The organism is Streptomyces sp. NPDC088124, from assembly GCF_040685895.1.
GTDB lineage: Bacteria > Actinomycetota > Actinomycetes > Streptomycetales > Streptomycetaceae > Streptomyces.
On sequence record NZ_JBFBJB010000032.1, the window covers coordinates 12,663 to 33,824 of the forward strand.

Annotated in this window: 19 protein-coding genes; 4 read left to right on the forward strand and 15 right to left on the reverse strand. The window is 70.8% G+C overall.

Features of this window, described 5'->3' with window-relative positions:
- Window position 1 precedes the first annotated feature (1 nt).
- The 6 genes from AB0P17_RS25280 to AB0P17_RS25305 all read right to left on the reverse strand — a co-directional run bounded on the left by AB0P17_RS25280 (window position 2) and on the right by AB0P17_RS25305 (window position 5,304).
- Entirely contained in the window at window positions 2-862 is an 861-nt protein-coding gene (locus AB0P17_RS25280) for a citryl-CoA lyase (protein WP_365814193.1), read from the reverse strand.
- On the reverse strand, window positions 859-2,064 hold the full coding sequence (locus AB0P17_RS25285; RefSeq protein ID WP_365814194.1) for a CoA transferase: 1,206 nt from the start codon (window positions 2,062-2,064) through the stop codon (window positions 859-861). The genes AB0P17_RS25280 and AB0P17_RS25285 overlap by 4 nt, the downstream gene beginning before the upstream one ends.
- Complete coding sequence (locus AB0P17_RS25290; RefSeq protein WP_365814195.1) at window positions 2,064-2,825, reverse strand: IclR family transcriptional regulator; 762 nt, start codon at window positions 2,823-2,825, stop codon at window positions 2,064-2,066. Before AB0P17_RS25290 ends, AB0P17_RS25285 begins: the two co-directional genes overlap by 1 nt.
- A 154-nt stretch (window positions 2,826-2,979) precedes the next feature.
- Window positions 2,980-3,891, reverse strand: a complete 912-nt coding sequence (locus tag AB0P17_RS25295) for a hydroxyacid dehydrogenase (RefSeq protein WP_365814196.1) — start codon at window positions 3,889-3,891, stop codon at window positions 2,980-2,982.
- On the reverse strand, window positions 3,884-4,465 hold the full coding sequence (locus tag AB0P17_RS25300) for a methyltransferase (protein ID WP_365814198.1): 582 nt from the start codon (window positions 4,463-4,465) through the stop codon (window positions 3,884-3,886). The genes AB0P17_RS25295 and AB0P17_RS25300 overlap by 8 nt, the downstream gene beginning before the upstream one ends.
- 65 nt (window positions 4,466-4,530) lie before the next feature.
- Window positions 4,531-5,304, reverse strand: coding sequence for an IclR family transcriptional regulator (locus AB0P17_RS25305; protein WP_365814199.1), 774 nt, complete (start codon window positions 5,302-5,304; stop codon window positions 4,531-4,533).
- A 164-nt stretch (window positions 5,305-5,468) separates the two neighbouring features.
- Here AB0P17_RS25305 and AB0P17_RS25310 point away from each other — a divergent pair, with 164 nt between their 5' ends.
- Genes AB0P17_RS25310 through AB0P17_RS25320 form a run of 3 tightly spaced genes read left to right on the forward strand, consistent with a single transcriptional unit; the run spans window position 5,469 to window position 8,574 of the window.
- Window positions 5,469-6,455, forward strand: a complete 987-nt coding sequence (locus AB0P17_RS25310; protein ID WP_365814200.1) for a tripartite tricarboxylate transporter substrate-binding protein — start codon at window positions 5,469-5,471, stop codon at window positions 6,453-6,455.
- A complete protein-coding gene (locus tag AB0P17_RS25315; RefSeq protein WP_365814202.1) occupies window positions 6,452-7,063 on the forward strand; it encodes a tripartite tricarboxylate transporter TctB family protein in 612 nt (203 codons plus the stop codon). Before AB0P17_RS25310 ends, AB0P17_RS25315 begins: the two co-directional genes overlap by 4 nt.
- On the forward strand, window positions 7,063-8,574 hold the full coding sequence (locus tag AB0P17_RS25320) for a tripartite tricarboxylate transporter permease (protein WP_365814203.1): 1,512 nt from the start codon (window positions 7,063-7,065) through the stop codon (window positions 8,572-8,574). Before AB0P17_RS25315 ends, AB0P17_RS25320 begins: the two co-directional genes overlap by 1 nt.
- A 103-nt stretch (window positions 8,575-8,677) precedes the next feature.
- Here the strand turns inward: AB0P17_RS25320 and AB0P17_RS25325 are convergent, their stop codons facing one another.
- The 8 genes from AB0P17_RS25325 to kdgD form a co-directional block, all read right to left on the reverse strand.
- Window positions 8,678-10,216 (reverse strand): MFS transporter, encoded by a 1,539-nt coding sequence (locus tag AB0P17_RS25325; protein WP_365814204.1) that lies wholly within the window; start codon window positions 10,214-10,216, stop codon window positions 8,678-8,680.
- 243 nt (window positions 10,217-10,459) lie between these two features.
- Complete coding sequence (locus AB0P17_RS25330) at window positions 10,460-10,918, reverse strand: RidA family protein (protein ID WP_365814205.1); 459 nt, start codon at window positions 10,916-10,918, stop codon at window positions 10,460-10,462.
- A 107-nt stretch (window positions 10,919-11,025) separates the two neighbouring features.
- On the reverse strand, window positions 11,026-12,675 hold the full coding sequence (locus tag AB0P17_RS25335; RefSeq protein WP_365814206.1) for a M24 family metallopeptidase: 1,650 nt from the start codon (window positions 12,673-12,675) through the stop codon (window positions 11,026-11,028).
- 48 nt (window positions 12,676-12,723) lie between these two features.
- Window positions 12,724-13,503: an ABC transporter ATP-binding protein gene (locus tag AB0P17_RS25340; protein WP_365814207.1), complete on the reverse strand. Its 780-nt coding sequence runs from the start codon at window positions 13,501-13,503 to the stop codon at window positions 12,724-12,726.
- Window positions 13,504-13,522: 19 nt separating this feature from the next.
- A complete protein-coding gene (locus tag AB0P17_RS25345; protein WP_365814208.1) occupies window positions 13,523-14,548 on the reverse strand; it encodes an ABC transporter substrate-binding protein in 1,026 nt (341 codons plus the stop codon).
- A 21-nt stretch (window positions 14,549-14,569) separates the two neighbouring features.
- The gene (locus tag AB0P17_RS25350; protein WP_365814209.1) at window positions 14,570-15,433 is read right to left on the reverse strand and encodes an ABC transporter permease; all 864 of its coding nucleotides are present in this window, start codon (window positions 15,431-15,433) and stop codon (window positions 14,570-14,572) included.
- A gap of 377 nt (window positions 15,434-15,810) precedes the next feature.
- Entirely contained in the window at window positions 15,811-17,442 is a 1,632-nt protein-coding gene (locus AB0P17_RS25355) for an aldehyde dehydrogenase (NADP(+)) (protein ID WP_365814210.1), read from the reverse strand.
- Between the two features lie 31 nt (window positions 17,443-17,473).
- Window positions 17,474-18,400, reverse strand: coding sequence for a 5-dehydro-4-deoxyglucarate dehydratase (gene kdgD, locus AB0P17_RS25360; RefSeq protein WP_365814211.1), 927 nt, complete (start codon window positions 18,398-18,400; stop codon window positions 17,474-17,476).
- Window positions 18,401-18,513: 113 nt separating this feature from the next.
- Between kdgD and AB0P17_RS25365 the strand changes: the two genes are divergently transcribed.
- Window positions 18,514-19,425, forward strand: coding sequence for a LysR substrate-binding domain-containing protein (locus AB0P17_RS25365; RefSeq protein ID WP_365814212.1), 912 nt, complete (start codon window positions 18,514-18,516; stop codon window positions 19,423-19,425).
- Between the two features lie 166 nt (window positions 19,426-19,591).
- Here the strand turns inward: AB0P17_RS25365 and AB0P17_RS25370 are convergent, their stop codons facing one another.
- Window positions 19,592-21,139, reverse strand: coding sequence for an AbgT family transporter (locus tag AB0P17_RS25370; RefSeq protein ID WP_365814213.1), 1,548 nt, complete (start codon window positions 21,137-21,139; stop codon window positions 19,592-19,594).
- Window positions 21,140-21,162: the final 23 nt, after the last annotated feature.

The following is a 21,162-nucleotide window of genomic DNA, read 5'->3' on the forward strand; positions in this document are numbered from 1 at the left end:
GTCAGGCGTCCCGGTCCAGGTGGCGTTCGGGTGTGCCGTGGTAGCCCGCGAGGAGGGGCCGGGGCAGCGGGCCCTTGATGCGGGTCCCGTTCTCCGTCTCCTCCCACGCGTGGGCGAGGATGCCCACGCTGCGGGAGAGGACGAACAGGCCCCGGCCGAGCTGGGAGGGGAAGCCGAGTTCCGCGTAGATGATCGCGGTGGCCCCGTCGATGTTCATCGGGACCGGGCGCTCCCGGCCCTCGGCGAGGGCGGCCTCCAGCGCCAGTCCGGCGGCGAGGGCCCAGCCGGGGACCTCGCCGGCCTCGACGGTTTCCCGGACCAGCGCGAGCAGCGGGTCCCGGCGCGGGTCGCGGGGGTGGAAGCGGTGGCCGAATCCGGGGATGTAGGCGCGGCGACGGCGGTATTCGGCGACGACGGCGGAGGCCGGTTCACCGTCGGCGACCCGCTGCAGTACCTCCATGCACTGCTGTCCCGCTCCCCCGTGGACATCGCCGAGCAGGCCGGCGCCGGTCGCGACGGCGCTGTTGAGTCCCACGCCGCAGGTGGCCGCCATCCGGGCCGCGGCGATCGAGGGGGCCTGCGGGCCGTGGTCGACGGCGGCGACCAGCGCGGCTTCCAGGAGGCGTCCCTGACGGGGCGTGGGCAGTTCGCCGCGGAGCATCAGCCAGATCTGTTCGGCGAAGGTGACCCGGCCGATCAGTTCCTCGACCGGATAGCCGCGCAGCCGGATCTCGCCGGGGTGGATCTCGCTCACCGCCGTGGACCACCAGTCGGTCACGGTGCGTTCGGCGATCAGTGTCTCTCCCCCGTCGGCGGTGTCCCGCGCCTGCCCGTCGCCCGCGGGTACCGGTGCCCCGGTCATACGGCACCGCCTTCGCGCAGCGCGGTGATCTCCGCCGGGGTGTAGCCGAGTTCCGCCAGCACGGTGTCGGTGTGTTCCCCGAGCAGCGGTGGCGGGGAAGGTGTCACGGCGGGTTCACCGTCCACGCGCACCGGGCTGCCGAGGACGCGCAGGGCGCGCTCGCGGCCGTCGGGAAAGGGGAGGTCGTGTACGAAGCCGCGCGTGGCCAGGTGGTCGAGGCCCAGGGCGTCCGGTACCGACAGGACGCGCGCCGCCGGGACTCCGGCGTCGGAGAGGATCTCCTCCCACTCCGCCGCCGGCCGGGCGGACAGTCCCGCCTCGACCTCGTCGCGCAGGGCGTCGCGGTGTGTCTTGCGGTCGGCGGGGTGCGTGAAGCGCGGGTCGGTCGTCAGGTCCTCGCGTCCGATGAGCCGGCACAGGGTCGTGAACTGCTGCTGCCGGTTGGCCGCGATGTTGAGGTGGCCGTCGGCGGTGCTGAAGGTGCCCGAGGGGGCCGCGGTGAAGTTCTCGTTGCCCATGGGGTGGGGTACGCGTCCGCTGATCAGGTAGTTGGACGTGACCCAGCCCATGGCGGTGAGCGCGGACTCCAGCATCGAGACATCGACGAAGGCGCCCTCCCCGGTACGTCCGCGGCGTACGAGCGCGGCCGCGACCGCGTAGGCGGCCGCCATGCCGCCGAGGGTGTCGGCGACGGGGAATCCGGCCCGCAGCGGAGCGGTCCCCGGGGTGCCGGTGACGCTCATCATCCCGCTGAGGCCCTGGATGATCTGGTCGTACGCCGGGCGGTCCCGCAGCGGGCCCGTCTGTCCGAAGCCGGAGATGGCGCAGTAGACGAGCCGGGGGTTCTCCGCGCTCAGCGTCTTCCAGCCGACACCGAGCCGGTCCATCACGCCGGGACGGAAGTTCTCCAGCAGGACGTCCGCCTCGCGGACGGCGCGCAGGAGTGCCTCCCGTCCGTCCGGGTCCTTCAGGTTGAGGGTGAGTGAGCGCTTGCCGGCGTTCTGGGCGAGGAAGGACGCGCCCAGCAGTTCCTCCCCGAGTTCCCGGTCCGCGCCCAACTGGCGGGCGAGATCGCCCGATGCGGGCATCTCGACCTTGATGACGTCGGCGCCGTGCAGAGCGAGCTGATAGCCGGCGAAGGGGCCGGCGAGGACGTTGGTCAGATCGAGGATCCGTACGCCCTCCAGGAGGGGGGTCGTCATCAGGCGGTGCCTCCGATGCAGTCGAGCGCGGTGAGGGCCCGTGCGGTGTCCAGCAGGGCCGGGGTGAAACCGGCGATGGCCTCGTCGGTGAAGCGGGTGGTCGGGCCGCCGAGCGCGACCGCCGCGGTGAGGCGGCCCGACGCGGGGGCGAAGACCGGGGCCGCGACGCCGGAGACGCCGGGCTCGCGTTCGCCGTGGCTGACGGCCATGCCGTCCTCGGCGGCCTTCCGGGCGCGCTCCCCGAGCCGGTCGTCCCCGTCGCCGCCCGGTGCGCGGGCGGCGACCGCGGCGATGTCGGCGCGGTCCGAGCGCGAGAGGAGGACATGGCTCGCGGCCCCCGACCAGAGCGGCATCTCCGCCCCGATGTGGACGACGTGGCGCAGCGTACGGGTGCCTTCGTGGCGGGCGACGCAGACACGGGTGTTCTGCTGACGGACGTAGACCGACGCCGTCTCCCCGCCGCTCGCCTCGCTCAGTTCGGCGAGGCGGCGCAGTGCCTCTTCCGGCAACCGCCAGGTCCGGTCGGCGAGTTCGGCCCAGCGCAGGAGTCCGGTGCCGGGGACGAGGTGGCCGTCCCCCCGGCTCCAGAGCAGGCCGCACTGCTCCAGTGTGTGGACCAGCCGTACCACGGTGGTCTTCGGCAGTCCGGTCGCGTCGACCAGTTCGCGTACGGGCCGGCTGGGGTGGTCGGCGTCGAAGAGGGTGAGCAGTTCCACCGCGCGCTGCACACTGCGGACGCCGCCTGCGTCGGATTCGGGCATGCCGTTTCCTTCGTGTCTCGGCACGCGGCGAGGCGGACGCCTCGCCGGTGAGTGGGCCGTTGCATCACACCACGGAACCATCCAGCGGCACAAGCGAACCACCTGGTGGTTCGCTGTGGGCAGGCGTGGGCCCGGGGCGCACGGGGGGGGTGGGTCAGGTGATGCGGGCGATGATGTGGTCGGCGGCCTCGGTCGCCATGCGGCGCAGCGCCTGCTCGGTCTGCGCTCCGGTGTGCGGGGTGATGACGACCGACGGCTCGGCGCGCAGGGGGTGGTCGGACGGGAGCGGTTCGACCGTCGTGACATCGAGGCCGGCGCCCGCGAGATGGCCCCGCCGGACGGCGTCGAGCAGAGCGGACTCGTCGAGAATGCCGCCGCGCGAGGTGTTCACCACCACCGCGCCCTCGGGCAGCGCCATGAGTTCGGGCAGCCCGATGAGGTCGCGGGTCTCCTCGACCAGCGGGACGTGCAGGCTGAGGTTCTCGGCGAGGGAGAGCAGTGTCGGGAGGTCCGCGGGTTCGACACCGGCGTCCGTCATGACGGAGACGGGCACCATCGGGTCGTGGGCCAGGACGCGCATGCCGAAGCCGTGGCTCGCGATCGCGGCGACCTCGCGGGCGATACGGCCGAAGCCGACCAGCCCGAGCACCGCGCCGGAGAGCTCCCGGCCGCGGATCGCCGCGCGGGTGTCCCCCTCGTCGCGGATCGCGATACCGATGCCCCGGCGCACCGCCAGCAGCAGGGCCATGGCGTGCTCGGCGACGGACCGGCTGTTGGCCGCCGGGGTGGTGGTGACGGTGATCCCCAGCTCCCGCGCGGTGTCGACGTCCACGGTGTCGAGGCCGACGCCGTGCCGTGCCACGATGCGCAGGCGGGGGGCGCGGCGCAGCATGGCGCCGTCGACGCGTTCGGTGCGCAGCAGGATGGCGGCGACCCGGTCGCTGATCTCGTCGAACGCGGCCCCGTCGGCGCCGTATCCGAGACGTACGTCGGCGTGCGGGCGCAGCCGGGTCAGGGCGTCGGTGTGGACCGGCCGGGGGATCCAGACGAGCGGGCGTTCAGTCACGGGGCACCAGCCTCTGGTTGGCCGCGCGGCGCTCGGTCTCGCCCTCGATGAGCCGGCGTGTCCGCGCGACGACGTTCTCGGCCTGGGCGGCCGGGACGACGGCCACCCCGTCGTCGTCACCGAGCACCCAGTCCCCGGGGGCGACGGGCACACCGCCGACGGCGATCGGGCCCGCTATGCGGTACGGGCCGGTCTTCCACGGTCCGGCGGGTGTGACGGCGCGGGCGAACACCGGGACGCCGAGCTGCGCCAGCTCGACGACGTCCCGGGCCGCGCCGTCGAGGACGATGCCGCCGATCTCCAGCGCCTTGGCCTTCTGTGCCACGAGTTCACCGATCAGCGCGCGGGTCGTGTCCCCGCCCCCGTTGACGACGAGCACCTCCCCGCGCCGGATCGTCTCGAACGCGGTGTGCAGGCCCTTGTTGTCACCCGGCCGGGTCCACACCGTGAAGGCGGGTCCGGACAGGACGGCCCCCGGCCACAGCGGGCGGATGCCGTCGGCGACGCCGAACCGGTCCATCGCGTCGGACACGGTGGCGACGGGGAACGCCCCGGGGGGCGGATAGTCGTGCACGGTTCTCCTTCATTTGAGTCAGTGCGGTGTGCGTGTGCCGGATAAGGAGTGATGGACCGGCCGGGTCAGTACAGCGCGGGCGGCAGACCGGTCCTGGCGATGTCCTCCGCGCAGCGGCGGACCGCGTGGACGAAGCCGGGGATCTTGTCCTCGGTGAACCGCACGGTGGGACCGCCGACGGCGAGGACCGGCGGGCGGGCGGGTGCGGCGCCGCCGGGGAACGGGACGGGAACCGCCAGACCGCTGTTGCCCGGTTCGCGCTCGCCGTGGGTGACGCACCAGCCCCGCTCCGCCGCGGCCCGCGCCCCGGCGCGCAGCGCCTCGGGGTCGCTGCCGGACTCCGCGGCGATGCGTGTGACGAGTACGTCCCGCTCCTCGGGCGGTTCCAGGCTGAGCAGCACGTAGGAGGCGGACCCCACGGACATCGTGAGGGCGTCGCCCGGCTCCACCACATGGCGCAGGCTGCTGGGGCTGGGGGCCTGGCCGACCACGACCCGCCGCGTGCCCTGGCGCACGTACAGGCTCACCGTCTCACCGGTCTCGGCCGCGAGGGCCCGCATGCGTGTCAGCGAGGCGGGCGGGACGGTCCAGGCCGTCTCGGCGAAGGCGGCGAAGGCGATGAGGCTGGTGCCGACCCGGACCCGCCCGTCCGTCCCGGACTCCACCAGTCCTTCCCCGGCCAGCGTCTCCACCAGCCGCAGGACGGTCGTCCTCGGCAGGCCCGTCTCACGGACGAGGTCGGTCAGTGTGAGTGACATGCGCTCCGGGGTGAACGCGCGAAGCACCTGCCACGCCCGGTTCACCGCCCGGATGCCGCCACCGTCGGTCGTCGGGGACATCGGTTCCCTTTCTTCGTGTTCTTCGTGGTGTCTTCTCCATTGCTTCGTCCCGGAGATGATGTTTACCATCTGGCGGTCATGAATATCCACCAGATGGACACACCGGGGTAACCGTAACCGGCCATCTCGGAATCAGCTCGGTACGAGATCACAAGGGAGTGGTCGTGCAGAGGAAACGTTTCATGCTCGGCGTCGCCGGCGCCCTGAGCACCGCGGTGCTCGCCGGGGCCGCCGTCGTGGACGCCAGCAACTCCACCTCGGGCGCCACTGCGAGGTCGAAACTGACGGTCACGGCCCCGGCCGCGCCCGGCGGCGGCTGGGACCTCGCGTCACGCGAGTTCCAGCAGTCGCTGCGGGCCGGTTCGATCGTCAACAACGTCCAGGTCGTCAATGTGCCCGGCGCCGGCGGCACCATCGGGCTCGGGCAGTTCGTCCAGCTCGGCGACGATCCGACACGGCTGATGATGACCGGCACCGTGATGGAAGGTGCCATCACGGTCAACAAGTCGCGGGTGGACCTGGAGGACACCACACCGATCGCCCGGCTCGCCGAGGACTACCAGGTCTTCATCGTCCCCGCGAACTCCCCGTACCAGACGCTCCAGGACTTCATGGCGGCATGGCAGAAGAATCCGCACGGCCACGCCGTCGGCGGCGGCGGGCTCGGCGGCACCGACCACCTGCTCGCCGGACTCGCCGCGCGGGAAGCCGGCATCGACCCGAAAGAGGTCAACTACATCTCGTTCGCGGGCGGCGGCGAAGTGCTCACGGCGCTGCTGTCGAACACCGTCGAGATCGGGGTCAGCAGCTACAACGACTTCCGCGACCAGATCGAGGCGGGCAATCTGCGGGCGCTGGCGGTCTCGGCCGACAAGCCGGTGCCGGGCATCGACACGCCCACCTTCATCGAGCAGGGCGTCGATGTGTCGCTGCCCAACTGGCGTGGCCTGGTCGCGCCGCCCGGCATCAGCGACGCACAGCGCCGCGAACTGACCGACATCGTCACCGAGGCGACCCGTACCCCCGAGTGGGAGGACGCGCTCACCCGCAACAAGTGGGTGAAGAGCCTCCTGACCGGTGACGAGTTCGCCGACTTCATCCGCCAGGACCAGGCGCGAGTCAACACGATCATCAAGGAGCTGGGTCTGTGACCACCCACCCCGCGCCGGACCCTGGCCCGGCCGCCTTCCTGCGCCGCCGCACCGGCCTGATCATTCCGCTGCTGCTGCTCGTCACCGGCATCGTGCTGGGCGCCGGAACCCTCACCATGGACGTGCCGGCCAACGTCGCCACGCCGGGCCCGCAGATGTTCCCCACCGTGGTCGCGGTCGCGTGTCTGGTGTTCGCCGTCCTCCTGGGCATCGACGTACTGCGCCGCCCGGAGCCCGAGCAGGCCGCCGCCGTCTCCGCCTCCTCCGTTTCCGCAGTTCCCTCCGCGTCCTCCACGGCCGCCACCGCGCCCGCGGAGACCACCGGCACCACGGCCGATGAGACCCCCGCGGCGGTCCGGACCCGCAGCAACCGATGGGGAGTGGCCGGACTGGTCGGCACGATCGGGGCCTTCATCGCCCTGCTCGTCCCGCTCGGCTGGCTGCTCTCGGGCGCGCTGCTCTTCTGGGGCGTGGCGCGGGCGCTCGGCAGCCGCCGTCCGGTGTTCGACATCTTCCTGTCGGTGGCCATCTCGTCCACCGTCCAACTGGCCTTCTCCGCGGGACTGGGCCTCAGCCTTCCCCCGGGCATCCTGGCAGGAGTGCTCTGATGGAATCACTCGGCAACCTCGGGGACGGGTTCCTCACGATCCTGACACCCATGAACATGCTGTGGGTGCTCGTCGGCGCCCTGCTGGGCACGGCCGTCGGCGTACTGCCCGGCCTCGGCTCGGCGATGGCGGTGGCGCTGCTGCTGCCGGTGACGTTCTCGCTCGACCCCATCGGCGCGTTCATCATGTTCGCCGGTGTGCTGTTCGGCGGTCTGTTCGGCGACTCGACCGCCGGAATCCTGATGAACACCCCCGGCAACAGCACCGCGATCGCCGGATCCATCGAGGGCCACCGGATGGCGAAGTCCGGACGCGCGGCCCAGGCCCTCGCGACCGCCGCCATCGGTGCCTTCACCGGCGGCATCCTCTCCTCCGTGCTCGTGGTGTTCTTCGCGCCCTCACTCGCCGAACTCGCCACCCTCTTCGGCCCCGCCGAGTACCTGGCACTCGCCGTGTTCGCGTTCGTCGCGATCTCCGCCGTGGTCAGCGACTCGATCCTGCGCGGTCTGGCCGCCCTGGTCATCGGCCTCGCCATCGCGCTGGTCGGAGTCGACGGCATGTCCGGCGCCGCACGCTTCACCGGAGGACTGCCCGAACTCTTCGACGGCATCAACATCGTGGTGATCACTGTCGGTCTGCTCGCCCTCGGCGAGGTCATCTCCGTCGCCGCCCGCCGCGGAACCGACGAGGACCTGCGCGTCATGCCGTCCACCGGCCGGCTGTGGCTCTCCCGCCAGGAGATCCGCCAGGCCATGCCCGCCTGGCTGCGCGGCACCGCGATAGGTGTGCCCTTCGGCATCATCCCCGTCGGCGGATCCGAGGTGCCCACCTTCCTGGCCTACGGCACCGAACGCCGGCTCGGCTCGCGCCGCCCCGGCTCCATGTTCGGCAAGGGCGCCATCCAGGGTGTGGCCGGCCCGGAGGCGGCGGGCAACGCCACCGCGGGCACCGCGATGGGCGCCCTGCTCGCTCTGGGCCTGCCCACCTCGGCTACGGCCGCCGTGATGCTGGCCGCGTTCCGCCAGTACGGTCTGCAGCCCGGCCCGCTGCTCTTCGAACGGGCCAGTGACCTCGTATGGGCCCTGCTGGCCAGCTTCTTCATCGCCATGACCGTGCTGCTCGTACTCAACCTGCCGTTCGCGCCGCTCTGGGCCAAACTCCTCAAGATCCCCCGCCACTACCTCTACAGCGGGATCACCGTATTCGCCATGCTCGGCGTCTACGCGACCAGCAGCAAGATCCTCGACCTGGTCCTCGTCCTCGCCATCGGGCTCCTCGGCTTCGCCATGCGCCGCTACGGACTGCCCGTCGCCCCCGTCCTCATCGCGGTCATCCTCGGCCCCCTCGCCGAGACCGAGTTCCGCCGCGCCATGGCGGTCAGCGAGAACGACCCCACGGCCCTGGTCTCCAGCCCGATCACCATCACCCTCTACGTCCTCCTCGCCCTCGGCATCACCGGCCTGCTCATCCAGCGCGCCCGCGGCCGCCGGAGCGTCACCGGGGCGGCCTAGGGACTTCCGTCGGGGCCACGCCGGGCCCGCGGACCAGCGCCCGGTCCGCGCGTTCCCGGCGCCCGCGGCCCCGTACGCCGCACGGTGCGCCCGGATCGGGGCGTCATCGCGGCGCGTGCTCCCGTTGCCGCACGGCGGCGGTGCGGTCGGTGAGGAGCCGGGCCGTCACCGCTCCGCCGATCGCCAGGGCGGCGGTGATGAGGAACAGGACGGCGACGTAGCCGTTGTCGAAGGCGGAGTGGGCCGCGTCCAGCAGACCCCGCGCCCGGTCCTCGGGCAGCCGGCCGGATGCCGTCAGCGCCTGGTCGAGACTGTCCTTCGCGGCCGCGGGACTGCCCTCGGGCAGCCGGACGGTGTTCGTGTAGAGGGAGGTCAGGGCGGAGCCCAGGACTGCGACGCCGAAGAGGCTGCCGATTTCGTAGGAGACCTCTTCCACGGAGGCGGCCATGCCGGCGCGGTGGGCGGGCGCGTTCCCCATGATGGCCGCGGAGGCGGCGGTCATGGCCAGGCCCGTTCCGGCGCCCGCGATCAACAGCCCGGGGACGACCCAGACCGGGTGGTCGGGGTGGACGTCGAGGATCGGCAGCGCGCCGGGGGTGAGCAGCAGCGTCAGGAGGACACCCGCCGCCGCGGTCAGCAGACCGCCGATGATCAGCGGACGGGGACCGGTGCGCCAGGCCAGACTCCCCGCGGCGATGCCGGCGGGCAGGCAGCCCAGGGCGAAGGCGGCCACCAGCACGCCGGCGCCCAGCGGGGTGAGGCCGACGACCAGTTGCAGCCGCTGGGCGAGGACCAGTTGGACGCCCGCGGTGCCGAACATGGCCAGTGCCGCCGCGACGATGCCGGACAGGATGTGCGGATGGCGCAGCAGGGCGAGGTCGAGCAGTGGATGGGTCTGGCGGCGCTGCCTGCGGACGAACAGGGTGAACCCAGCGGCCGACACGAGGAGCGCCGCCACGACGTGCTGCGGCTGCGAGCCCGGCCTGGTGACCTCCTTGACCGCGTAGACCAGGCCGACGAGTCCCGCCATGACCAGCAGCGAGGCGACGAGGTCCCAGGGCTTGTCCGAGCGGTGGGTGTCGCCGGGTGCGAGTGCGGCGGCGGCGATCAGGGCGAGCAGCACCACGGGCACATTGATCAGGAAGACGGACCCCCACCAGAAATACTCCAGGAGCACTCCGCCGACGATCGGTCCGAGCGCCGTTCCCACCACGGACGTCGAGCCCCACACACCGATGGCCATGGTGCGTTCGCGCTCGTCGTCGAAGGTGACGCGGATCAGTGAGAGCGTGGCGGGCATCATCGCCGCGGCGCCCACCGCGAGGAAGGCCCGCGCGCCGATCAGCAGGGCGGGGGTGGCGGCGAACGCCGCCAGCGCGGAGGCGGTGCCGAAGAGGACGAGCCCGGTGAGGAACATCCGCTTGTGCCCGACACGGTCCCCCAGCGTGCCCGCCCCGAGCAGCAGTCCCGCCATGACCAGGGGGTACGCGTTGATGATCCACAGCTTCTGCGAGGCGTCCGCCCCGAGATCCTCCGTCAGCCTCGGCAGCGCCGTGTACAGCACCGACATGTCCAGGCTGATCAGCAGCAGACCCACCGACACGGTCACCAGCAGCCACCAGCGCCTCGCACTGCCGTTCATCGTCACGCTTCCCTCGCTCGTCGTCACCGTTTCGTCCCGCCGGGCAGCACCGTGCAGACGGGCGGCCGACGACCGTAACTATACAATCCAGAAGGCACAGTAACGGTACGGCGGGAGAAGCAGCGAGGGCGCCGGGCGCATCACTCCCGCGGGACGCGGCACCGGCCCCGCGATGCCCTCGGGGCCGCGGGGCCGGTGCGGGGGGCCTTGGAGGGCCGGCTGTTGATCACGGGCAGACGCGGGTCAGCCTCGGACGGCGATGGTGGCGTCGAGTTCCACGAGCGCGCCCTGGGGCAGTACATGGGCCGGCAAGGCCGTCCGGGCGTGGCGGCCCGCGTCGCCCAGGACGTCGAGCAACAGCTGTGAGGCTCCGTCGATCACCGACGGCTGGTCCACGAAGGCGGGTGAGCTGGAGGCCCAGGCGTTGAGCTTGAGTACGCGTACGTTGCCGAGGCCGACGGCGTCGTCGACGCGTGCCAGCAGGTTGATCGCGGCGGTTCTCGCGGCGGTCACCCCGTCGGCCACGGTGGCGTCGTCCCCCAGGCGGCCGCCCAGGATCTCACCGGAGGCGGTCCGGGAGATCTGGCCCGACACGAAGAGCAGATCTCCCCATCGGGCGGTCGCCTCGTACGCGTAGCGGGGCGCGCCGAGCACCGGAAGTTCAATGGACAGCGCCGCGAGGCGCTGCTGTATGTCTGTCATGCGGTATCCCGGTTCAGCAGGTGGGACAGGCGGGCGGGACGCGCGTGGGGGGGCGGCGCGCCCGATCCGCTGTCCGTGAACGGTTGGAGGCGTGGGCGGTTACGCGGTCAGCGCTTGCTGAGGATGTAGGTGCGGTCGCGTCCGATGTACCAGAGGTCTTCGGTGCCGATCGCCGCGTTCTCGTAGCGCCAGGGAATCTCCGCGGCGCCGTACGAACCGACGTCGAGGACGTGCCGGAAGCCGGGGCGGAGCTCGTTGGAGAACGACTCCTGCTTGCCCATGAGGTGGCCGACGTTGCGCTTGCGGTACTCCGTGTTGAAGTCGACCTCCTTGCCGAGCATGCCGATCTGGACCATGCGGTCCAGGTGCGGGGCCAGATAGCGGAGGGTTCCCTCGTGTACGTCCTCGCAGACGACGCCGGGCCTGAGCTGTCCGATGATGCCCTCGCGCACCACGTCGAAGAAGAAGGCGTATGCCTCCTTGGCCGCCGCGGTGCGGGGCAGTGAACGGGCCATGTCGGAGGTGGCGACATTGACGCCGTCGAAGACGATGCGCACCCCGGCGTCGAGTTGGATGCAGGTCGTCTCGTCGTTGATCGGGAAGTCGACCGGAGGGCCGGGGAAGAGCATCCGGTTGGAGGAGTGGAGGTTGGTGAAGTACGGCTCGATGCCGAAGGGGATGTCGTGGGCCGTACGGAACTCGACGATCTTGTCGAGGTAGACGGTGTTGATGTCGAGTTCGGTGAAGGAACGGCCGGCGGCGAGGCCCTCCTCCGCCCAGGCCAGGGCCTCCTCGATGGCGAACACGCTCGCCCGGGCGGCGACGACCTGGAAGGCGAGGTCCTCGTGGTCGCGGATGTCGCGCCAGTGGCCGAGCTCGGTCGAGACCGGGACCGGTTCCGCTCCCTCGCGTTCGAGTTCGCGGGCGAGGCCGACGCTGATCCACTCCTCCTCGACGCCGGTCCGTACGCCGTCGGACAGTGCCCGGACAGCGGCGCCGGTGGACGGGAAGCTGCCGACGGCCGTGCCGGGGAGGCCGGAGGCCGTGTCGGGGGCCAGCACGATCAGCCTGCCCGAGCCGGGCAGCCACAGGGCGACCGCGCCGTCGGGCTGTGCGAACCCGGTCGCCTCGGTGAAGTTGGGCGGCGCGGCCAGGAGCACGGCGTCGAGGGAGTCGTTCTCGGCGAGTGTGGTGAGTGCGGAGAACCTGGTGTCGTGGGCGGCGCCGAACTCGTCCGCGAGGCCGGAGAGGTGCTCGACGTTCTCGATGAGCCGGCGCGCGGTGCGGACGCCGGTCTCGCGCCACTGCGCGAACCTCGCCGTGACCTCTTCGGTGTTGAGTTCATAGGCGGTGACGGGGGTGGGATCCTGGTCGGCGACGACGAGTTCGACGGCGCCGGTCAGTGTGCGGCAGTGGCTGTAGACGACATCGGCGGCGAGACTGACCGGGGCGCCGTCGGCGAGTTCCTGCACCAGGGTCGTCAGGGACGCCGAAGCGGGGGTGTCGGCGACGATCCGGGGGTCGATGGTGACCCAGGGTGCGTAGAACCTGATCCGGTCCTTGGGAACTCCGGCGGAGAGTGCGTTGCCCTGTTCCTGCTGGCGTACGAGCAGGTACTGGCCCTTGTCGGTCCTTGCGATCAGGGGCGCGACGAACGGGTGGGAGTCGAGGCGGATCGCGGAGAACAGGAAGCTGTTGCGCGCGTTGAGTCCGTAGGTCTGCTCGACCTGTGCGGCGTCTGCGGTGAGGCTCAGCATGGGGTGGCTCCTATGGTGTCGGGGTCGCGGCGTCCGGGTCGGTGGCGGTCAGCTGATTCCGGCCACGACTCCGATGTGGGATTCGATTTCCGTTGTGTAGTCGGAGAACGCGGTGGAGAACCGGTGCTCCTTGCCGCGGGGGCGCGGGATGTCAATCGCGACATCGGCGATGATCCGGCCGGGGCGGTCACCGACGACGACGACCCGGTCGCCGAGCCAGACGGCCTCGGAGATGCTGTGGGTGACGAACAGGACACTGCAGCCGGTGGCCTTCCAGATGCGCTGGATCTCGAAGTTCATCGAGTCGCGGGTCATGGCGTCGAGTGCGCCGAAGGGCTCGTCCATGAGCAGCAGTTCGGGGTGGGAGACGAGCGCGCGACAGATGGCCACCCGTTGTTGCATCCCACCGCTGAGTTCGTAGGAGTAGTTCTTGGCTTTGCCGCCCAGCCCCACCATGTCGAGCAGTTCCTGGGCGTAGCGGCGTGATTCGTCGGTGCGGGTGCCCCGGAATTCCAGGGGCAGGAGCACGTTGTCCAGATTGTTGCGCCAGGGCAGGAGGACGGGGCTCTGGAACACCATGGCGATGTCCTCGATGCCGTCGCGGATCGGCCGTCCCTTGACGAGGATTTCGCCTTCGGTGGGCTCCTGCAGGCCGGAGATCGTTTTGAGCAGGGTGGTCTTCCCGCTGCCCGACTGGCCGACGATCGAGACGAATTGCCCTGGCTTCACATGGAAGTCCAGGCCCTTGAGCACGGTGTTGTCCTGGCCGTCGCGGGATCGGTAGGTTTTTCCGACGTTGTTGACCGAGATGGCGTACTCGTTGTTCATGTGGCTCTCCGTCCGGCCGTCACGGGGCCTGGATGGTCTGGTGGGGGTGCAGCGGTTCGATGTAGGAGTTGCTGTACACGTCCTCGGGGGTGAGGTTGCTCGCCGGGTCGAGGCCGAGGAACTCGCGTGCGACGTCGATCGATTTCCGGACGCCGGCGTCATCCATGACGCCGAACTGGTCCGCGGACTTACCCGTGCCCCAGTTGAGGCCGCACTGGGCGCCGATGGCGAGGGTGATGGTCCTGGTCCCGTACCCCGAGACCTCTTTCTGGAAGTCCTTCGCGGCGTCGGTGGGGTGCTGGCACGCCCACAGGAAGCCCTTCTGCATGGCCCGGTTGAACCGCCGCACCTGGTCGGGGTCGTTCTTGAGTTTCTCGTCGGAGACGACGATCCCGTTGCCGTAGAGGTCGATACCCAGGTCGGACCACTTCAGCACGACCGCCTTGCGGCCGAGCGCGTCGATGGCCGGCTGGTCGGAGACGTACAGGGCGAGGTTGGCGTCCCACTGACCGGCCAGCAGTCCGGGGATCTTCGACGCGCTCGACGCCGGGACGATGTTGACGTCGTTCTTCTTGAGGCCGAGCTTGCTCATCGCGAAGGGCCACATCGCGGTCATGGCGCCACCGCCTTCGGTGGCGACCGTCTTGCCCGGGAGGTCGGACCATCCCTTGATTCCGGTGCCCGCGAGGGCGACGACCGCGTAGGCCGATCTGGCCTGCAGGAGATTGACCTGCTTCACCTTGGCGCCCCTGCCCTGGCTGGTGACCGTGGCTCCGAAGTCGGCCCAGCCTGCGTCGACCTTGCCGGTGACGACGGAGGTGACCGTATTGGTCGAGCCGGATCCCGGCATGACCGTGAGGTCGATGCCTTCCGCCTTGAAGAAGCCCCGTTCGACAGCCGAGATGAACGGCGCGTGCTTCGGCAGGTAGCCCACGTCGAGCATGAGGGTCATCGAATTCTTGCCGCCGTTACCCGAGCAGCCCGACAGGGTGAGGAGGAGTACCGCACAGGCGATCGCCGCGGTCGTGCGGATCGCGTTACGCATTCGAGTCTCCGATCCGGGCGGTCACTTTGCGTGGGTCTTCCACGGCGCCAGCTTCCGTCCCGCGAAGTCGACGATGAAGAACAGGGCCAGGGCGATGGCGGCGAGCACGATGAAGGCCGCGAACATCGACGGGAGGTCGACCTGGCTGTTGGCGAGGAGGATGACGTATCCCAGCCCCTTCGAGCCGGCGATGAACTCACCGACGACCGCACCGCCCACGGCGAGCGAGATGGAGATCTTCGCTCCGGAGAAGATCGACGGGATCGCGTAGATGAAATCGATCTTCGCCATTTTCTTCCACGGCGACGCCCTGTTGATCCGTGCGAGTTCCTGCAGTTCGTGGGGTACCGCGCTCAGCCCGTCGTAGGTGTTGATCACCAGGGGAAAGAACGCGATGGCCATCGCGACGAACGCCTTCGATTCGAACCCGAACCCGAACCACACGATGAACAGCGGTGCGAGTGCCACCTTGGGGATGGTGTCGATCGCGATGAGCGCCGGGTAGAGGAAGCTCCGTACGGTTTTCGAGTAGTGCAGCGTCGCGCCGCACAGAACTCCGAGTGCCGTTCCGAGCGCGAACCCGGCGAGCGCCTCCTGAAGGGTGACGAAGGTGTTGGTCGCGAAGTATTCGGGCCGGTCGAGCAGCTCGGCAAAGGCCGAGACCGGTCCGACGAACAGGTATTCCGGCGGGGAGATGATACTGACCAGCAGTTGCCACACGGCGAAGAGACCGACGATGCCGGCGACTGCTTTCGCACCGGCGGCGATCGAGTCGCGGCTGAATCTCCGCGGCCGGGGTGCCGCCGCCGGTTCGCCGGGCGCTGCCCCTGGCGCGGACGGGCGCGGGGGCTCCGAGCCGACTTCGGCGACTTCAGGAGAGGCCATGGCGCGACCTCCCGCCGATGAGCGCGCCGTACGGGGGCAGCGCCGCGGTTTCCGGCCGGGGGCGGGGGTACGCGGCGGGGAGCGGCGGCGCGGCCGGGATCCGGTGCCTGGAGGGGGACGGCGAGAGCCATCGTGGTGTCATTGCGTCCTCACAACATTGGAAGGGGTGCCACTGGGCAGTCGCGGGCGGGCCGGGGGGGTGGGGCCTGGCCGGGTACAGCCGGCGGAGTGGGGCTGTGGCCGGGCCGGGGGGTGGGGCCTGGCCGGGTACAGCCGGCGGAGTGGGGCTGTGGCCTGGCGGGGTGAGGCCTGGCGGGGTGAGGCCTGAGGGGGCGGGGCCTGAGGGGGTGGATGGCCCGTCTCGCCCGGAGGACTGGTCAGTCGGTGCTGTCGGTGGTGTCGGTGGTGAGTGTGTCCCGACCGGGTTCACCGTCGAGCCGGCGCCACACGCCGAGGGGGTTGTCGTCCCGAAGCTCGGCGGGCAGCAGCGCGGTCGGCACGTCCTGATAGGCCACGGGCCGCAGGAACCGCTCGATCGCGAGGGTTCCGACCGATGTGCTGCGCGGGTCTGTTGTGGCCGGGAACGGGCCGCCGTGGACCATGGCGTGTCCGACCTCGACTCCGGTGGGCCAGCCGTCGAACAGGATGCGTCCGGCTCGTTCCTCCAGGAGCGGCAGCAGCTCCGCGGCGAGCCGGTGATCGGCCCGGTCGGCGTGCACGGTCGCGGTGAGCTGGCCCTCCAGGGAACGGACGACTGCGGTCAGCTCGGAGGTGTCAGCGCATCGGACGAGCAGTGAGGTCGCCCCGAAGACTTCGGCCTGCAGCCGCGGATCGTAGGCGAACCGGGCGCCGTCGACGGTCAGCAGCCGGGCGTGGCCCTGGGCCGCGCCGCCGGGCCTGCCACCGGCAGCGATTTCCTCCACACCGTCCCGGGCCGCGAGGGCGTCACCGGAGGTGACGTAATGCTCGGCGATGCCCGTGGTGAGCATGGTGGCTCCGGCATCGGCGGCGACGGCCTCCGCCGCGGCACTCGTGAACGCGTCGAGGCCGGGCCCTTCCACGGCGATGACCACACCGGGGTTGGTGCAGAACTGCCCGGCGCCGAGTGTCAGCGATCCGGCGAACGCGGCGCCGAGTTCGGCGCCGCGGGCCGCGAGCGCCGCGGGGAGCAGCAGCACGGGGTTGATGCTGCTCATCTCCGCGTACACGGGGATCGGCACCGGCCGGGCGGCTGCCGTGGCCGCGATCGCGAGCCCGCCTCGGCGGGATCCGGTGAAGCCCACGGCACGGATCCTCGGGTCGCTGACGAGTCGAGTGCCGATGTCGGTCCCGCTGCCGACGAGCTGGGAGAACACCCCCTCGGGCATGCCGGTGTCGGCCGCCGCCTCGGCGATCGCCCGCGCCACCAGCTCCGCGGTGCCCAGATGTGCTTGATGTGCCTTGACGACGACCGGGCAGCCGGCGGCCAGCGCCGACGCGGTGTCGCCCCCGGCGGTGGAGAAGGCCAGCGGGAAGTTGCTCGCGCCGAACACCGCGACCGGGCCGAGCGCGATCCGGCGCTGCCGGATGTCGGCGCGCGGGAGAGGTGCGCGGTGGGGCCGCGCCGGATCGACGCGGGCACCCTGCCAGGTCCCTGCCCGCAGCTCGGCGGCGAACAGGCGCAGCTGGCCGCTGGTGCGGGCGACTTCGCCGGTGAGCCGCGCGCGGGGCAGCGCGGTCTCGGTGTGAGCGCGCTCGACGAGTGGGTCGAGGCGCTCGTCGAGCAGCTCGGCGATGCGCTCCAGGAACGCGGCGCGGTGTTCGGCGGTGGTCGCCCGGAACACCGGGTGCGCCTGTTCCGCCAGTGCGCAGGCCCGCTCGACGTGCTCGGCCGAGGCGGCCGGGTAGCCGGGATCGAGGGCCTCGCCGGTACGGGGGTCTACGGACCTGATCTCCGCACCCGTACCGAGGACGGGTGAGGCTCCGATGACCATGGCACCGGCGGGGCCGGACCGGAGAAGAGCGGACACGGGTGTCTCCTTGTGCTTCGGAACGGTGGCGTCAGGCGATGGCGGTGCGTGACGCCTCGATGACACCGGCCAGCAGTTCCCGCTCGGCATCGTCCAGGTCCGTCAGCGGCGGCCGCACCGGACCGGCCGGGTGTCCGGCCAGATCCATACCGGCCTTGACGATGCTCACCGCGTAGCCCGCCTTGCGATCACGAATCGCCGTGTAGGGCAGTACGACGTCCTCAAGGAGGCGGCGTACCGTCGTCCGGTCGCCCGCCCGCACCGCGGTGTAGAAGGCGAGGGCGAACTCGGGCAGGAAGTTGAAGATCGCCGAACTGTAGGTCGTGACACCCAACTCCAGATACGGCAGTGCGAAGGTCTCCGCCGTGGGCAGCCCGCCGATGTAGACCAGGCGGTCGCCGAGACGTGAGTGGATCCGCGTGATCTCTTCGAGATCGCCGACACCGTCCTTGAATCCGATCAGGTTCGGGCAGGCGTCGGCGAGTGTGGCTACCGTGTCCGATGTGTACACGGCATTCGCGCGGCTGTAAAGCACAACGCCCAGCGAGGTGGCTTCGCAGACCGCCCGCACATGGGCGGTGAGCCCCTCCGAGGACGCCTCGGTGAGGTAGGGCGGGAACAGGAGCAGGCCGTCGGCGCCGGCCTCCTCGGCGTCGCGGGCCATGGCGACCGCCTGCGCGGTGCCGTGTCCGGCCGGGGCGAGGATCGGTGTGCCCTCGGGCGCGCTGTCGACGGCGGCTCGGAGCACGGTGCCGACTTCCCGCGGGGTCAAGGAGAAGAACTCGCCCGTCCCGCCCGCGGCGAACAGACCGGCGATCTCGTGGCGGCCCATGCGGACGATGTTCTCCCGGTAGGCGGGCTCGTCGAACGCCAGGTCCCGGGTGAAGTGGGTGACGGGAAACGACAGCAGCCCGGAACCAAGGCGCTCGGCAAGCTCGGTCGGGGTAATGGCGGGCATCAGTGTTTCCTCCCGGAAGGGACATGCGGGACAGCGGTTTCGATGAACGATAAGAACGAAAACGATGCATGTCCAACACTTCTTGGGGATCAACTGATACCTATACTGGATCGATGTTCACCTTGAGTCAGCTGGAAAGCTTTGTCGCTGTCGCCGAAACACTGCACTACGGCCGCGCGGCGGAACGGCTGTCGATGACCCAGCCCCCCTTGTCCCGGCGGATCCAGCTGCTGGAGCGCGAGCTGGACGTCGAGTTGTTCGACCGGATCGGACGGTCCGTCCGGCTCACCGCGGCCGGACGCGCGTTCCTGGGCGACGCCCGGCGCATCCTCGGGCTGTCCGAGCAGGCGGCACTGTCGGTGCGCCGGGTGCCCGCGGGCGAGATCGGGACCGTCGCTCTGGGGTTCACGGCGTCGTCGGCGCACTCGGTGCTCGAAGACATCGTCGGCGGCATCCACACCAGGCTGCCGGGCGTCGATCTGGTGCTGCGCGAACGGGTCTCCGGGACACAACTGGAGGAGCTGCACTCCGGCGAACTGGACCTGGGTCTCATCCGCCCCCCGGTCCCCGGCACCGGGCTCGAACACCGCCCGCTGCACCGGGAGTCCCTGCTCGCCGCGATCCCGGCCGGGCATCCACTCGCCGCGGCGGACCGTGTGCCGCACGTACGCGACCTCGACAGCGAGCCGTTCGTCATGTACTCCCCCGCGGAGGCCCGCTACTTCTACGAGGTGCTCGTCGGTGTGTTCCGCCGCGCCGGAATCGTGCCCTGGTACGTACACCACGTCAGCCAGGTGCACACGATCCTGGCACTGGTGCGAGCGGGGCTGGGGCTCGCGCTGGTCCCCCGGGCTGCCGAGGCCCTCGGCCTGGACGGGGTCGTGCTGCGCCCGGTGGCCGGGATCGAGGGCGAGCCGGTCGAACTCGTCGCCGCCTGGCGGGCCAACGACGACAACCCGGCCCTGCACGCGGTCCGGGACCTGGTGATCGACCTGGCCGGCCAGGACACGCTTTCGGTCACATAGGAGCGGGCCGGTACGACGGGTACCGGCCCGGCGCGGCACACGGCGGCCACCGGCCGGGCGGTCGCCGCCCGGCTGGTGGCCGCGGGCAGTGCCGCCGCGTCGCCGCGAGGGATCCGGAACCTCCCGTGGGGCGCTCTCCCGCGACGGCCGCCGGGACCCTGCCGGGTCAGTGGACCGGCGCGCCGGGACCCAGCGGCAGCCCCAGGGCGTACCAGAGCGCGAACAGCGCGGTCCAGGCGACCATCATCGCCAGCGCGGCCGGCAGTGTGAACGACACCAGAGTGCCGATGCCCGCCTTCTTCCGGTACGTCTGGAGGTAGCCGACGGTGAGTACGAAGGTCGCGCTCATCGGGGTGATGGAGTTGGTACAGGAGTCCGCGATCCGGTAGACCGCCATCACCGTCGCCGGAGAGGCGCCGATGAGCATGGTCATGGGGATGATCACGGGCGCCAGGAGTGCCCACAGCGCGGTCCCGCTGGTGATGAGCAGGTTCAGCACGGCGATGCCCGCGATGAGCAGCATGAGTACGAGGAAGACCGGGGCGTCCAGCCCGCGCAGGAACTCCGCTCCCCGTACCGCGACGACGGTGCTGATGGCGGTCCACTGGAACAGGGCCAGGAACTGCGAGACCGCGAAGAAGAGCACGAGGAGCGGCGCGACCGACTTGATGCCGTCCGCCATGAAGTTCGGCAGATCGGACGAGTGGGTGAGCCGGCCGGTCCGGTACGCGTAGGTGGCTCCGATGACCAGGAAGAACAGGCTCAGCACGAGGGCGATGCTGTTGAAGAGCGTGGAGTCGAGGATGGCGCCGTGCTCGCCGCGGAGCGGGGAGCCGGCCGGGATCATCCCGACGACCAGCAGCCCCAGGAAGAGCACGGCGACGACGCCGGTCGAGCGCAGCGCGCGGAGTTCGGTCTCCTCGGGGACGGCACCGGCCCGGGCTCCGGTGGTCGGACCGGCGGCGTCGCTGTCCGGGACGAGTTCGTGCTCACGCTTGGCGAGGATCTTCTCCGTGACGACGGTGAGCACGATCGCGAGGACGACCGCGGAGACGGTGGTGAAGTAGGTGTTGTCGGTGGGCCGGACGACCGTGTCCGGGTCGACGATCTGCGCCGCCTCGGTGGCGATCTTGGCGAAGATGACATCGCCGGGCGCGATGAACGGGTTGGCGTCCCCGGCGGCGTTGATCGACAGGAAGCCCACGATCATGCCCAGCATGGGGGATCGGCCGACCGCCTTGAAGACCATCGCCGCCAGCGGTATGAGGATGACGTAGGCGCTGTAGGAGAGGAATTTCGACAGCGCGCCGGCCAGGCAGACCGTGAACACGGCGTACCCGGGGCTCACCCGGCCCAGGGCGTGCCGGGCCAGCGACTCCAGCATGCCGGAGCGGTCGGCGACGGCGAGGCCGAGCATGATGATCATCATGGTGCCCAGCGGGCCGAAGGTCAGGAAGGACTCCTCGGCGCCGAGGATCAGCTCACGGATCGCGTCGACCGACAGCGCGTTCCTGACGGGGGACGGATCGCCGGTCGCGGGGTCCAGGACCGAGACGCCGGCCGCGGCCAGGATCGCGCTGGTGACGGCGACGACCCCGAACAGGATCGAGAACAGCCAGAACGGGTGGGGCAGTTTGTTGCCCACTCGTTCGATTCTGTCCAGGAAGCGCGTGAGCCCTTCCGAGGTGTGCGTGGGATCGGACGTGGTGATCATTTTTCTGGTTCCTTTACCGGAGG